General features: G+C 43.1%; 13 protein-coding genes. 8 read left to right on the plus strand and 5 right to left on the minus strand.

The window, feature by feature from the left end; all coding sequences use genetic code 11:
- Together BV375_RS37480 and BV375_RS04320 are read left to right on the plus strand one after the other, a co-directional pair.
- Nucleotides 1-185, plus strand: a 185-nt coding sequence (locus BV375_RS37480; protein WP_208099047.1) for a hypothetical protein, incomplete at its 5' end; no start/stop codon positions are given.
- Nucleotides 185-2,770 carry a U32 family peptidase gene (locus BV375_RS04320; protein ID WP_086757637.1) on the plus strand — a complete coding sequence of 862 codons (2,586 nt, stop codon included), beginning with the start codon at nt 185-187 and terminating at the stop codon, nt 2,768-2,770. The genes BV375_RS37480 and BV375_RS04320, both read left to right, overlap by 1 nt.
- A gap of 319 nt (nt 2,771-3,089) precedes the next feature.
- Here the strand turns inward: BV375_RS04320 and BV375_RS04325 are convergent, their stop codons facing one another.
- A complete protein-coding gene (locus BV375_RS04325; RefSeq protein ID WP_086757639.1) occupies nt 3,090-3,983 on the minus strand; it encodes a LysR family transcriptional regulator in 894 nt (297 codons plus the stop codon).
- Between the two features lie 155 nt (nt 3,984-4,138).
- Between BV375_RS04325 and BV375_RS04330 the strand changes: the two genes are divergently transcribed.
- The 5 genes from BV375_RS04330 to BV375_RS04350 all read left to right on the plus strand — a co-directional run bounded on the left by BV375_RS04330 (nt 4,139) and on the right by BV375_RS04350 (nt 8,203).
- The gene (locus BV375_RS04330; RefSeq protein WP_086757641.1) at nt 4,139-4,918 is read left to right on the plus strand and encodes a methyltransferase domain-containing protein; all 780 of its coding nucleotides are present in this window, start codon (nt 4,139-4,141) and stop codon (nt 4,916-4,918) included.
- A 308-nt stretch (nt 4,919-5,226) separates the two neighbouring features.
- Nucleotides 5,227-6,600, plus strand: a complete 1,374-nt coding sequence (locus BV375_RS04335) for a CoA transferase (protein ID WP_086757643.1) — start codon at nt 5,227-5,229, stop codon at nt 6,598-6,600.
- Nucleotides 6,601-6,633: 33 nt separating this feature from the next.
- Entirely contained in the window at nt 6,634-7,029 is a 396-nt protein-coding gene (locus BV375_RS04340; RefSeq protein ID WP_208099048.1) for a hypothetical protein, read from the plus strand.
- Between the two features lie 43 nt (nt 7,030-7,072).
- Complete coding sequence (locus tag BV375_RS04345; RefSeq protein WP_208099049.1) at nt 7,073-7,609, plus strand: hypothetical protein; 537 nt, start codon at nt 7,073-7,075, stop codon at nt 7,607-7,609.
- A gap of 207 nt (nt 7,610-7,816) precedes the next feature.
- Nucleotides 7,817-8,203 carry a hypothetical protein gene (locus tag BV375_RS04350; protein WP_086757645.1) on the plus strand — a complete coding sequence of 129 codons (387 nt, stop codon included), beginning with the start codon at nt 7,817-7,819 and terminating at the stop codon, nt 8,201-8,203.
- Nucleotides 8,204-8,298: 95 nt separating this feature from the next.
- Here BV375_RS04350 and BV375_RS04355 read toward each other — a convergent pair whose 3' ends face one another.
- Nucleotides 8,299-9,447: an extracellular solute-binding protein gene (locus BV375_RS04355; RefSeq protein WP_208099050.1), complete on the minus strand. Its 1,149-nt coding sequence runs from the start codon at nt 9,445-9,447 to the stop codon at nt 8,299-8,301.
- Nucleotides 9,448-10,190: 743 nt separating this feature from the next.
- Between BV375_RS04355 and BV375_RS04360 the strand changes: the two genes are divergently transcribed.
- Nucleotides 10,191-10,568 (plus strand): hypothetical protein, encoded by a 378-nt coding sequence (locus BV375_RS04360; protein ID WP_086757650.1) that lies wholly within the window; start codon nt 10,191-10,193, stop codon nt 10,566-10,568.
- Nucleotides 10,569-10,619: 51 nt separating this feature from the next.
- Here the strand turns inward: BV375_RS04360 and BV375_RS04365 are convergent, their stop codons facing one another.
- The 3 genes from BV375_RS04365 to BV375_RS04375 all read right to left on the minus strand — a co-directional run bounded on the left by BV375_RS04365 (nt 10,620) and on the right by BV375_RS04375 (nt 13,376).
- Nucleotides 10,620-11,834, minus strand: coding sequence for a nicotinate-nucleotide--dimethylbenzimidazole phosphoribosyltransferase (locus BV375_RS04365; protein ID WP_086757674.1), 1,215 nt, complete (start codon nt 11,832-11,834; stop codon nt 10,620-10,622).
- 65 nt (nt 11,835-11,899) lie between these two features.
- Nucleotides 11,900-12,661, minus strand: a complete 762-nt coding sequence (locus BV375_RS04370; protein ID WP_086757652.1) for a DUF2232 domain-containing protein — start codon at nt 12,659-12,661, stop codon at nt 11,900-11,902.
- 13 nt (nt 12,662-12,674) lie between these two features.
- Nucleotides 12,675-13,376 (minus strand): Crp/Fnr family transcriptional regulator, encoded by a 702-nt coding sequence (locus BV375_RS04375; protein WP_086686257.1) that lies wholly within the window; start codon nt 13,374-13,376, stop codon nt 12,675-12,677.
- Nucleotides 13,377-13,739 lie beyond the last annotated feature (363 nt).

A 13,739-nucleotide genomic window follows, 5' to 3' on the forward strand; every position in this document is an offset into this window, starting at 1 on the left:
TCTCCGTATTTACTTATCTTCACATAGTTTGGTTTTTTCGTGCCTACTTACTTACACACAATAATTTGAGTAGAATATCTAATTTTTATCCTCAACAGGGAAATAGCGATCGCTCTTTTTACCCACAATCCTCAACCAACTTCGATAAGATCGCTATGGTGCTACTTAAACCTTCCCAAGCCTGATGAAAAGCGATCGCTCTCCTCAAACCACCTCATCCACTCTGCAATGTCCTGAAATCCTCGCACCAGCAGGTAATTGGGAATGTGCCAAAGCTGCTGTCGAAAATGGGGCAGATGCAATCTACTTTGGTTTGGATCGGTTCAATGCCAGAATGCGGGCGCAAAATTTTACTGAGGCGGACTTACCGGAATTGATGGCATTTCTCCACCTGCGGGGTGTGAAGGGTTACGTCACTGTCAATACACTCATCTTTCCTCAGGAACTACCAGAAGTAGAACAATATCTGCGTTCAATTATTAGTGCGGGTGTGGATGCAGCGATTGTTCAGGATGTAGGGCTATGTCGTCTCATCCGTCACTTATCGCCCGATTTTCCGATCCATGCTTCTACTCAGATGACTATCACTAGTGCGGCGGGTGTGGAATTTGCCAAGTCTCTCGGTTGTCAGTTGGTAGTACTTGCCCGTGAATGTTCGCTAAAGGAAATCAATAAAATTCAGCAGCAGATCGCGCAGAAAGAAACTTCGCTGCCATTAGAAGTTTTTGTTCACGGTGCTTTGTGCGTGGCTTATTCCGGTCAGTGTTTGACTAGCGAAGCTTTAGGTGGGCGTTCTGCTAATCGGGGCGAATGTGCCCAAGCTTGCCGGATGCCCTACGAGTTAATCGCTGATGGGGAAGTTGTGAATTTGGGGGAACGCAAATATCTACTCAGCCCTCAAGACTTAGCAGGCTTAGAAGTTCTACCCGATTTGGTGAAGTCAGGGGTAACTTCTTTAAAAATTGAAGGTCGTCTAAAAACTTCAGAGTATGTTGCTAATGTCACCCGTGTTTATCGGGAAGCCTTGGATCGGGTGATGGAGGAGTTGGAGAAGGACGCGGGGAAGCTTTCAAAACACTCAAAGGCTTCTCAAGAACGCTACAACTTGGAAATGGCATTTTCTCGTGGTATCTACACGGGCTGGTTTAAAGGTATTAATAATCAAGAATTGGTTCATGCGCGCTTTGGTAAAAAGCGTGGTGTTTACTTAGGCGAAGTCACGCGCATTAATAATGAGCAGGTAGCAATTAGACTAGAAGCACCAGTTAAACCTGGAGATGGAATTGTTTTCGACTCTGGTCATCCAGAGGGAAAGGAAGAAGGAGGCCGAGTTTATGCAGTCACATCCAAGGGTAGGGAAACATTACTAAGTTTTGGTCGCAGTGACCTGAACTTTCGCCGCGTGCATGTGGGCGATCGCGTTTGGAAAACTAGCGATCCAGAACTTGATAAGCAATTGCGTCAAAGTTTTGCGGGAGAGAATCCCCAGTTTCAGCGTCCTATTCATCTTGAGATTTATGGAGAAGTTGATCGGTCGCTAACTGCGATCGCTCGCGATCAACAAGGTCATGTAGTCCAGGTGGATTCTACAATATCACTGGTGGAAGCGCATACTAAACCCCTAACTACAGAACGGTTACAAGAACAATTTGGTCGTCTGGGTAATACACCCTTCTGTTTAGGAAGGCTAACCAATCACCTCAATGGCGCGGTGATGATACCCGTAAGTGAGTTGAACAGAATGCGACGAGATATGGTGTCGCAGTTGGAAGAGTTAAGCAGTCAACCTAAACGCTGGCAACTGCATTCTAATATTTCTTTAATAGACTTACTCCGGTCGTCATCTACCTCATCCTCATCATCTACCTCATCTCCTTCTCTCATTGTTCTGGTGCGAAACCTGAAGCAACTCCAAGCCGCACTTCAGGCGGGAATCCAGACACTTTACTGTGAATTTGAAGACCCCCGCTTTTATCGAGAAGCAGCGCAGATGGTGCGCCAAGTAGGGCAAGGGGGACAAGGGGGAGACAAGCAGAAATTATTAATTCCTCACTCAGTACTCCCTTCTATTTGGGTTGCACCGCCGCGAATTACCAAACCTGGGGAAAACTGGATTTTGCAACAAGTGCGTGATTGTAATGCAGATGGCTATCTGGTGCGGAATTATGACCAGCTACAATTCTTTGCCCAAGACCGTTGTATCGGAGATTTTTCACTCAATGTTGCCAACGCCCTAACAGCAGACTACTTTCAACAGCGCTATGGTTTAGAAAGGTTAACCGCATCCTACGACCTCAATATTAACCAATTAGAGAATCTGCTTACCAGTTGTCCACCCCAGTGGTTTGAGGCGACAATTCACCAACATATGCCGATGTTCCACATGGAGCATTGTGTATTTTGTGCTTTTCTCTCTAAGGGGACGGACTACACTAACTGTGGACGACCTTGTGAGAAACAGGAAGTGAAGTTGAAAGACCGCGTGGGTAGCGAACACGTCCTTAAAGCAGATGTTGGTTGTCGCAATACTGTATTTAACGGCACTGCCCAAACAGGAGCCGAGTACGTACAGCGCCTTATAAATTTGGGATTGAGGCAATTCCGCATCGAGTTTGTTAATGAGACACCAGAGCAAGTGAGTAAAACGATACATTGCTATCGTCAACTCTTGCAAGGCGAGATTACAGGTTCCCAGCTCTGGCGAGAGTTAAAGCTGCAAAATCAGCTAGGTGTAACTCGTGGGCCGATGGGAGTTTCTTCAATTAAGTAATCAGGCAAAACTAGTCAACAGCAACGTTTTTGCTGACTTCCTGGTGGATGGGAACGCGGATTATGAACTCTGCTCCTTCGCCGAGTTTTGAGGTGCAAGTGAGTGAACCACCGTGTTTCTCAGCGACAATTTCATAGCTAATGGATAAGCCCTACTAAAGAATCGTAAAAATGGATTACAGACTTTGAAATTAATAGACCTCCTATGAAAATAAAACCACAGATGAACACAGATATTTATCGATGTTTATCTGTGGTTCTTTTTTTGCTGATTAGCATTTTTTCAAGAAGTTTAGTGAAGATAGACTAATATTTTTAGGCTAAATTGACCATAACTGGGTAGTTTGTCTGACTGTCTCTAAAAATCTCTGCACAGTTGGGGATTTCTCATTTTTGCGGCAAATCATGGCGATTGCGGCTTTTGGAGTAGATTCTTGGATATTTTTGTAAACCACCCCAGTGCGTTGTAGGTTTTGCAAAGATTCAGGGGCGATCGCAACTCCCATTTCCCCAGCTACTAAACTCACAATCGTCTGCATCTGAATTGCTTCTTGAGCAACACTAGGACTAAAACCTGCTTGTTGGCAAAGACTGATAATTAAATCGTAGAGTCCGGGCGCTAATTTTCTCGGAAATAAAATGAACGGTTCATTGGCTAGGGATGTCAAACTCACATCAGATTGATTTGCTAGCCAATGTGTCTCAGGAAGCGCTACTATCAGCGACTCTTGAAAAATAATTTCCCAGCTAAATGTCTTATCTTCAACAGGCGGTCGGATAAAGCCTACATCCATACGTCCTTCCCGCAACCACTCTAGCTGCTGATCTGTAGTTAGTTCATGCAACTCTAGACTTACCCCAGGAACACGACTGCGAAAATATTTTAAAATTATTGGCAAAATATTATACGCTGCTGTACTGACAAAGCCAACCACTAACTGTCCCATTTCACCCCGATTTGTTTGTCGCCCAATTTGAACTGCTTGTTGTAATTGCTGGAGAATTTGCTGCACTTCAACCAAAAATACTTGTCCCGCTTCTGTTAACTGGACGTTGCGTTTTGTGCGGTGAAATAGCTCAAAGCCTAATTCTTGCTCTAATTGGCGAATTTGTTGACTCAGGGGAGGTTGAGCAATATGCAATTTTTCGGCAGCTTTGCCAAAATGTAGTTCTTCTGCCAGGGTGACAAAGTAGCGCAGGTGTCGTAGTTCCATCGTGTACAGCAACTAATATCTTTTAAATATTAGTTACAGCATAAAAATATATTGGACACGATGAAAAATCTCTTTTACTGTGGTGATTAAGAGGTCATCAACTGAAGGCGTAAAGTTGAGGACTGACAAGCCCAGATTCTTTAATTTCACTACCTATGAATAGTATTTCGATACCCAAGCATAATTGGGATACAAGTTTGTATGAGGATAAACACGCCTTCGTGTGGCAGTATGGTGAGGATTTATTGCAATTACTCAATCCCAAACCAGGGGAGTTAATTTTAGATCTCGGTTGTGGAACCGGACAACTAACAGAAAAAATTGCCCAAACTGGCGCTAAGGCGATGGGAATTGATAGCGCCGCCACAATGATTGAGAAGGCAAGACAAAACTATCCCCATATTCGGTTTGATGTTGCTGATGCTAGGAGCTTTCAAGTAGCACAGCCATGCGATGCGGTATTTTCCAACGCTGTATTACATTGGGTAAAAGAAGCAGATCGAGCGATCGCATCCATTCATCAAGCACTCAAGCCTAAGGGGCGGTTTGTGGCAGAATTTGGTGGTAAGGGGAATATCCAAGTGATCGCAAAAGCTTTGGAAAGTGCGATCGCATCTGTTGGTATTTCCAAACCACAAACACTCAATCCTTGGTACTTTCCCAGTATTGGTGAGTATGCTAGTCTACTAGAAAAGCAAGGTTTTGATGTTATCTATGCTACCTTGTTTTCTCGTCCAACTCCTCTAGCAGATAAAGAAGCAGGTATAGCCAACTGGATTGAGATGTTTGCTAGCGCTTTTCTAGTAGGAATGTCTGATGAGCAAACAATACAAGTTATTCGCAAAGTAGAAGAGTCTCTGAAGCCAACTCTGTATCAAGATGGAACTTGGATAGCAGACTACCGACGAATTCGCATCTTAGCTATCAAAATTTAGATAAGTTTTGCTCATTAAAATCTGGCACGATCAGAACATATTTACCGGAAATTATGTCTCATTACTTACAACCATTTTTCGTATCGGCTCAATAATCCGGGGTAGCCAAAAAAATAAAAAGGTGAGCAAGGTGTACAAAACGTCATAGAATATGGCACATGACGACAAAAATCACCCCCTGACTCCTCTGTATCTGATCTGCTGCAAACCATTTACCCCTCAAGGATTGCAGACTAATCAGTGAGTCAAACCGTAGAGATATTACTGAACCTCATAGAAGAATTAAACTCACAGATCAATGGTACATTATGGCCAGGTATAAAACTATCATAGCAGAAATCCAGGAAGCATTTGGCGGGTCGCTTGCCGCAATGGATATTCTCAATGTATCTGGTATTGGTGCTCTGGCATCGGTCTATGCTGTTACCGATTTGGCGATAGCATCCATTGCATCTGCTGGAATGGCGGTTGCCGAATTTATTGCCATACGCAGTGGCAAGATGCCGCTAATTCAGGTGGATCGACGGCTTGCATCCATGTGGTTTTCTAGATCGTTACGTCCAATAGGGTGGCAGTTGCCTCAGCCATGGGATGCAGTGGCCGGTGATTATAAGGCAAGTGACAACTGGATAAGATTACACACCAATGCACCGCACCATCGCCGTGCTGCACTGCAAGTGCTTGGTTGTTCAGAAGATAGAGAAGCCGTAACGAAGGCTGTTGCGAGTTGGCAAGCAAGTGAGCTTGAAGATGCAATAGTTTCTGCAAACGGTTGTGCCGCCGTTATGAGATCAGCAGAAGATTGGAGCATGCACGCTCAGGGGCGAGCGGTAGCCACTGAGCCGCTTCTGCACATTTCTGCTACGGATTCCGCTCATATACCAAACTGGCTAATTCCGGCAGGGCGGCCTTTAGAAGGCATACGTGTACTTGACCTGACCAGAGTTCTTGCTGGCCCCGTTGCCACACGGTTTCTTGCCAGTTATGGGGCGCAAGTATTGCGTATTGATCCGATAGGATGGGAAGAACCAGGTGCTGTGCCGGAAGTTGTATTAGGCAAGCGCTGTGCCCGACTTGATCTAAAGAATGCCAAAAGTATGGCCACACTGAAAAAACTGTTGAGTGATGCTGATGTAATTATCCATGGATACCGAACTGGCGCACTGGCACGTCTTGGTCTTGACAGTGAAGAAAGACAAAAGTTGCGTCCTGGGCTGGTTGATATTTCACTCAATGCTTATGGCTGGAGCGGGCCATGGAAATTGCGTAGGGGATTTGATAGCCTGGTACAGATGTCAAGCGGTATTGCACATACCGGGATGGTCAAAGCAAATAAAAACTGCCCATTTCCGTTGCCCGTGCAGGCTCTTGATCATGCAACGGGGTATTTGCTTGCAGCCGCAGCGATACGAGGCTTAATTAAGCGTGTGACGAGCGGCCAAGGTATGGAAGTACGGGCTTCGCTTGCCAGAACAGCAGCAATACTTGCTTGTTATCCGGTTGAAAATGGTCTTGCTGCAAAGATTGAGGCGGAGAATAGGAATGATCTCGCTCCAGCCATCGAAGCTACCGCGTGGGGGGCGGCACAGCGTCTGAAACCACCTTTGGTTATAGAAGGTTGTCCGATGTATTGGGATTTACCTTCATCGCCGTTAGGTTCCTCATTGGCTGAATGGCTTTGATTTGCTCTCAATTTTGGCCACCAGAACAATGGTATGAACGGGATGTTTACCAAACTGTCTATGCTTGAGTTGCGCTCGACTCAACAAGTATGTGGCAGTCAGTGCAGCACTTTTGGCTGCTATAAAGACAGTGGAGTTACTCCTGTCACCTTTGGCGAGGCTTTGTCGAACGAAGGACAGGCAACAGGGGGATCTCCCCTCTATTCACATCCGGCGCAATTACAGGAAATGAATCAAGCAGGGCAGATTCTCCCAGTTTTTGCAAAGACACTTGGTTACAGTGGTGCAAACTTACCGACGCTCACCTGGAGTTTGGATGTGGCTCAGTTCTTGCAAGGTGTCACCCTACCTCATATCTTGCACCTAACGAGTAAACTCGTACAAAACCAGTTAGAGAGTCGGGTATCTCTGAACCCAGCAAAATTATAAATGGCTGTAAAGAGTAGATAAAATTACAATTCAAACTAATGATATGTTTAGCCAAAAAATGTCTTATCGCAAGACACCACTACCACTCTTATTCACTATCGGACTAGCAACGATTTCTCTATTACCAATCAGAAGTTCGCTAGCGCAGGTTAATTTTGTACCACAGCCTTCTGATGCGCCTTTAGAACTTAGCTTATTAACTAAACCAAAAAGCTTTGTAATTACAGCTACGACAATTAATCAAAGAAGCTTGACTATTCCTAGATTATGGTGGGCACAAGACAGCGCCGAGAAAAAGCTGTTAGATAACTGGATAGCATACCCAGCTTCTATGAAAGAACCTGCGCGGGTAGACTTGGTAGTGAATCAGCAAATTTGGAGCTTATTAGATTATCTAGAACGCTACGACTTTATCAATCGCTTGGGTACTGCTGCTCGGAAGGACAACTATAATGTTCGAGTATTTAATTATCAGCAAGAACTTTTAGGAACCTATACCTGTAATTTTAGTATTAGTCCAGCTTCATGCAATATCCAGATGTCTGCCCAGAATAAATTAGGTTGGCGGCGTTCACTCTAGTAACCTTTGGAAACTTAACAACCCCTACAGTAATGTAGGGGTTTGAGCTAGCTATACCTTTTATCTCTTGAAATCAAAGCTTGGTTAATTCGTAATTTCAAATCTGAGTAAATTTCACAAAAAATTTAAAGACATTTCAGTACCATTCCTATATCACTATTTACAAGCAAAGAAGTAGAAATGAATTAAGCAACTTATTCTACTTTTATGAAATTTTCGTCTAAAGCTTTGGCGGTTCTAACTTGTTCTTTGGGTTTATTTTCAATCAATTTTGCAGTTTCTCTTCCTGCTAAAGCGGCAATTGTATGTGAATCTGGCACCATTAGTCATTATCAAAATAATTCATTGGCAACTTGTATTCTTGGCGAAGATATGAACGTGCAGGTTTACTCCCCCCTATCGGGAACCAATAATTTTGAATGCAAAGCCAAAACATTTATATCTTTTGATGAGAAAGGACAGTTTACAGGTTGCCAGCTTTCACAAGAAATCAAACTTGTAAAAGGTAACTCAGTAGAAATATGTCTAGCAGATTATAAAGTAAATGTTTCAGTTACAACTAATGGTACTCAATCTATTAGTTGTAACCCATAAGGCTAAAGACTAATACAAAGTGGGGATTCTTTATAGAAAGAATCAAGAATGAAGCAATATATACATAGGGTGGGCAATACCCACCCTACGATAATTTATGCTGCTTTTATTTTGGCAAACAACGACTCATATTGCTTTATTGCTGATGGAGACAAAGGAAGTAAAAATTCACTTTTATCGAAAACTTCACGATTACTTAGTAACAGGTTCCTGAATGATTCTTGAATATCTGATGCGACAATATTTGTGGAAATTGGTGAATTAGTTTTGCTCAGTAGAGAAATTTGCTTGGCGATCGCTGGTTGCCAACAAAAATCAATCCATTGATTTGCTAAAGTTTCTTTGTCAACATTTTTAGGACGTACCCAGAGATCTGCCCATACTGCTGTTCCTGATTGGGGAATAACAGCACTTAGGTGCGGATAACGCGCTAGGACGGGCAAAACATCGTCAGACCACCCAACAGCTAACCAAGTATCTTCAATGATTAATGGTTCCAGGTAAGTATTAGAACTATAGAACTTTACCTGTTGATTTAACGTGCGTAGTTCTTTTTCCAATTCTGGCACTTGGTCTAGATTGTCTGTATTGTAGGATTTCCCTAATTTCTTTAAAACCAGACCAATGACTTCTCGTGGTTGATTGAGTAGGGAAATCCGCGATCGCAGTCCGTCTCGCCACAAATCACTCCAATCTTTCGGCGTCCATCCTAATTCTTGGAATTTGTTACGGTTATAAACAATGACGGTACTACCCCAACGGTAAGGAGCAGCCCAAACTTTTCCTTGAGTATCAGGATTACCTTGCTCGTTGCGCGTTACCAATTTCTTCCATTTTTCATCTAAAGCCGACCACTGTTTTATCTGCTGTTCATTTAGTGGTTGAATCAGTTGTTGCTCAATTGCGGCTTTTAGCCAAAAATCTCCCAATGTCACTAGGTCAGCTATAGGCGTTTTTTGCTGTTGCTGAAATGGGATATAGCGACGCCATCCTTGCTCATCAGTAGCTTTTGGCTTTTGCCAATTTTGCAATTGTTTAAATAAATCTTGTATCTGCTCAACAGGAGAAAACTTTAATTGCACCTGTGGCTTCAAGCTTTTCTGAAATTTATTAACTACCTGACCAGGTATAGAACCTTTTAATAGCTGTACTTTCAGTTGTGCCTGGTTGCTTCCACCACAGCCAATCAGCAGTTGTGAAAGTGCTATTGTACCTGTGGCTAATAAGAACGAGCGTCGATCCATCGAATTTGAATAGAAAATTTTAGATTATAACTATCTTAAGCATTGGAATACCAAGTTTTTTCGGCATAGAAAAAGATGTAGATGCCACATTCTCTTCATTTCCCCAGCTAACGGGTAGTTTCTCAAATTATAGTTTTATCTCACTTCTGGTAGATGGTGATTATCAGCTGTCTTGTTTTAATTGGCATAAGGTTGCTTGTTTAGCTCCTGAAAACGGTTGTGTTTTTTTATTTGCAATTTTGAATTGTTAATTTACTACTCTTTAGCTGTCGCGATTAGTTTTACGAGTATTCCTCTGTCAAATTTTACCTAGTTACCTCTATTATTCAATTCTTAATTATTTCTTCGGTTCCTCCGTGAATTGTCATAATTCCGTAATAACTAGTAGAGCACGCCAGAAATAGACATTAGGTTAAAGAGGATTTTGTTAACAAGCTCATGTTTATAAACTCGGATAATATGGCTTCAACGGGGCTGATTTAGCTATATTGCTGAGAAAGTAAGGAGAAAATCGAAAATTTTAGTAACTTTGTCGAGATTATCGGGAAATAATAACGCCTAGCTTAACTTATCTTAATAATATTATTTAGATTTCCTGTCAAAAATATTTAGTTATATTTATGAGTGATGAATTTAATATCAGATCCATACAAAAGATGCGAAAAATTAAATAATTCATAAGTATTTTTAAGGTTGGCAGTAAATTGAATAACATAGAGAAAATATGCGGATTAGGGTATTAAATGGAGCCATTACAAAAGCAGATCATGACTCTTAGCTACAAGCTGGATGCTCTCTGCCAAGTCATTGAAGAGCTTGACAGTAAAGTTTCTCAAACTTTATCGGAGTGCTCTTTAGCTAGAACTCAGGCAAGAGATAGTAATTCAGAAAATAGCGAAGCCGTGCATTACCACCAGTTCAAAGCAAATATGGCTTACAATGCCGAACTGGAACACAAGGATGTGTTGGCAGATGGCATTTATACAGACACGAATCGTCAAGGTGGAGAAAGAAGCCTGACGCCAGAAATTCAAATACAACGACTAACAGCACAATTAACAGCAGCATATAATCGCATTGCAGCCTTAGAAGAACAATTACTGCGGGAGAGAATTCACTAATTTGGCATTAGTCCAAGAGATTTACCTGCACTTTCTGAATGTTGGCATCCGCTATTGGTTATTGAATCTGCTCAATCGCTCAAGTTGTTTTTCAATGGCTTCCAAAAGTTGGTGTTGTTGCCAACCTAGACTAAGATGGGCAGCGATCGCAGATCCACCAGCGCCCATACCTTCTTTAACAAAGCCCTGCTCATACGCTTGGAGCTGGGGATAACAAGAATCAGTAAAACTCAGTTGAGTGGCTAGTAAAGGTGGGGTTTCTCCACCTTTAATTATGTCCTTGTTACCTAAACTTAGGGCTAATTCTACCGTCCCACCCGTAGGATCTTCTGCTACCCAGCGGGTTGTGCCTACGACTACTTCTTCTGGCTGCCAAGCTAAGGTGTAAGTTTGAGCGATCGCATTCATTAGCGCGTAAACTGCTAGCATTTGCGTCCCACCAGCCAGTAACACACCACAACTACGACTAGCAGCGATCGCCATTCCCGCTACCACTACCTGCATGGGATCGCCCACTGCGGCGACGAGTTGGAGAGGATCTAGAGAATTTTGGATTTTGGCCCTTCGACTACGCTCAGGGTAAAATTTTGGATTTTGGATTAGGAATTGGGAATACGTCTTCCCTTGTATTCCGCTTTCCTTCATCTTCTCTAAACCTGCTTGCACCAATGCCCATTTTTGTTCGTGGTTACAAACAGGATGACTGCTATTGACTTTCCCCTGGGCTGGTATCCCCAAGCCAGTTAAAATTGCCAAGGCGGTAGTCGTACCACCAACGACACACTCGCTTAAAATCAAATATCCCTGTTGAATATTGGCTGCAAGCTGCGAACCCCAAAGCAGCCCTTGTTCTAGCAAGTGGTGGACTGTTGCTAGTTCCATAGCGTTACCTTGACTTAAACACCTAGCTGGACATCCCCCCAAATCAATTGTTGGTACTGCTGGGAGCTGGGGTAATCCAGCATTAAATAAATAAACAGGAATTTTCAGCGCCTCAACTACAGCACGGGAAATTAGTACAGGTGAAGCCCCCGCCGCCAGTGGTGGTAGGGGGTATTTGGGTTGATGTTCTGCACCGTAGTATAAAAATTCAGCATCGGCACAAGCGGTATACTTGCGGTCTTCGGGAGTACGCCCAGCCGCAGAAATCCCTGGAATTAATCCAGTTTCAGTAAATCCTAAAACACAGGCAAACACAGGTAAGCGATCGCGGTACTTAGCAATCCAGGTTTCACCCTGTGCTTTTTGAGTATAGACATGAATCATAACTTCTTTGTCAGTTGTCATCTGTATTTTTTTGCCACTCACCAATGACAAATGACCAATGACTATTATTCATAATCCATTAAGACTTGTACCCAACGTGGCGGACGAGGAATGGGATTTCCTAGACGATCTAGTAGCAGCCATGCTGCTAGGTGTACAACAAATAGATAGACAAAATTGTTGAACATAATCAAAGCGATCGCCCCGACTTGAATCCAAAACACACTAGGATTTGCCAATAATTCCAGCTTCAAGAAAAACCACTCTATCAGTTCTGTTACCTGGTTGATTGCATAAATCCAAAGATCCTCACCAGATAACACAGATAGTAACCATACCCGGAAAAAGGCACCCAAAGTACCAAGTAGCATCCCTAAGGTAATAGAAACTATCCAGGGAACACGACGATTCCATGTTGATCCCAATAGCACACCCATAAAAGCGTAGGGCATGACAAACAACAGACTGCGGACTGGACCCATCAACACCGCCAGCAGCAACCCAGATGTGACTGCTGCCATCCAAGCAGCTCGTCGGCCCCAGCGGAGGTAAACTAGAGCGATCGGTACTGGAAAAAATATCCGCAACACCGGTCCCAAGGGAAAATAAAAATTAACAAACCAAATCAAGCTAGCAGTACTAGCTAAAAATGCCGTTTCCACCATTCTCAGGGGTGCATCAACCTTCAGTTGGGGAGGCCGCAGCGTGCTTTGATTCCCAAACTTGAGCTGACTACCTTGTTTATCTAACCATTGATTTTGGGTAGTTTGAGATTCAGAGGATGGCCCTTGCTCTGGCTCATCTGGCAGAGAATCTAAGATGCTCATATTTGACAAGTTTTTAAACTATCATTCTTTCCAAGGCTGACAAATCGGGAATACAAATAATATCCTGATCCCGCCTAATCAACCCTTTTTTTTCTAGCCTTGTCAACACTCGGGTAACTGTTTCCCGCGCCAGCCCACTTAAACTGCTCAATTCTCGGTGCGGTAAATTAGGAATTTCTGTTCCTCCTGTCTGCACCTTTTTTCCCTGTCCTTCTGCTAAAAACAGTAAAGTGTCTGCCACCCGTGACTGACTATCAGATTCTCGCAAGCGCAGTCTGCGATTGACTTGCCGTAAGCGTCGCGCCATCAGTTGAGCCAATCGCATTCCTGCCATAGGTTCTGTCTGTAGTAACTTGACAAAATCCTGAGACGGCATACTGCCAATCACTGTAGGCGTTAGGGTAATTACATCGGTAGAGCGAGGTACTTCATCTAGCGCCGCCATTTCACCAAACAATTCCCCCTTGCCAAGAATATTTAACGTCACCTCTTTACCTTCTAGGTTATAGGTGCGAATTTTGACCCATCCATCCACAATAAAATATACAGAACCACCCCAGTCATTTTCTAGTAGAATTACCTGATTAGCCGGGTGGGTGCGGGTAACAAGATGGGTGAGGGCCGGTTCTACGACCAGTTCTGGCAACCCCTGAAAGAAGGGAGCCGAGATCATCCAGGGATTTGTAGGTGTCTGCAGGCTATATCGGTCTTCCATTACAACATCTTGATTACATATTTATTAAATAAAGCTGTTGGATACACAACAAACGAGAGCGCTATGTTAAGCCTAAGCTATCAAAGCACAGCCCTTTACAAAAATAAAACTAAACTATGTTACACAAGAATGCGGTAAAAGCGTTGTTTCTCAATAATCTTTACCTATGGATTTAAACCTAGCCATAATTGTGCAACAAACAGTTTGCTGAGCCTCAAGTCTTCTTGAGGAGCTAACCGGACTGCAAGCATCATTACTTCAGAACATAGGTAGACAACCTTAATGATACTCAAGGTAGTTAATTTTTGCTAACGTAAAATTTTTAGCTGTTTTCAGCAATATGTAACTAAGTACAATAAAGCT

Origin of the sequence: Nostoc sp. 106C (assembly GCF_002154725.1) — a bacterium.
Taxonomy (GTDB): Bacteria; Cyanobacteriota; Cyanobacteriia; order Cyanobacteriales; family Nostocaceae; genus Aulosira.

What these genes read in the sequence shown, in the direction of transcription:
- BV375_RS04320 (WP_086757637.1), top strand. Translation starts at nt 185, where the DNA reads ATGAAAAGCGATCGCTCTCCTCAAACCACCTCATCCACTCTGCAATGT.
- BV375_RS04325 (WP_086757639.1), bottom strand. Translation starts at nt 3,983, where the DNA reads ATGGAACTACGACACCTGCGCTACTTTGTCACCCTGGCAGAAGAACTA.
- BV375_RS04355 (WP_208099050.1), bottom strand. Translation starts at nt 9,447, where the DNA reads ATGGATCGACGCTCGTTCTTATTAGCCACAGGTACAATAGCACTTTCA.
- BV375_RS04375 (WP_086686257.1), bottom strand. Translation starts at nt 13,376, where the DNA reads ATGGAAGACCGATATAGCCTGCAGACACCTACAAATCCCTGGATGATC.
- BV375_RS04340 (WP_208099048.1), top strand. Translation starts at nt 6,634, where the DNA reads ATGAACGGGATGTTTACCAAACTGTCTATGCTTGAGTTGCGCTCGACT.
- BV375_RS04365 (WP_086757674.1), bottom strand. Translation starts at nt 11,834, where the DNA reads ATGATTCATGTCTATACTCAAAAAGCACAGGGTGAAACCTGGATTGCT.
- BV375_RS04345 (WP_208099049.1), top strand. Translation starts at nt 7,073, where the DNA reads ATGTTTAGCCAAAAAATGTCTTATCGCAAGACACCACTACCACTCTTA.
- BV375_RS04335 (WP_086757643.1), top strand. Translation starts at nt 5,227, where the DNA reads ATGGCCAGGTATAAAACTATCATAGCAGAAATCCAGGAAGCATTTGGC.
- BV375_RS04360 (WP_086757650.1), top strand. Translation starts at nt 10,191, where the DNA reads ATGGAGCCATTACAAAAGCAGATCATGACTCTTAGCTACAAGCTGGAT.
- BV375_RS04370 (WP_086757652.1), bottom strand. Translation starts at nt 12,661, where the DNA reads ATGAGCATCTTAGATTCTCTGCCAGATGAGCCAGAGCAAGGGCCATCC.
- BV375_RS04350 (WP_086757645.1), top strand. Translation starts at nt 7,817, where the DNA reads ATGAAATTTTCGTCTAAAGCTTTGGCGGTTCTAACTTGTTCTTTGGGT.
- BV375_RS04330 (WP_086757641.1), top strand. Translation starts at nt 4,139, where the DNA reads ATGAATAGTATTTCGATACCCAAGCATAATTGGGATACAAGTTTGTAT.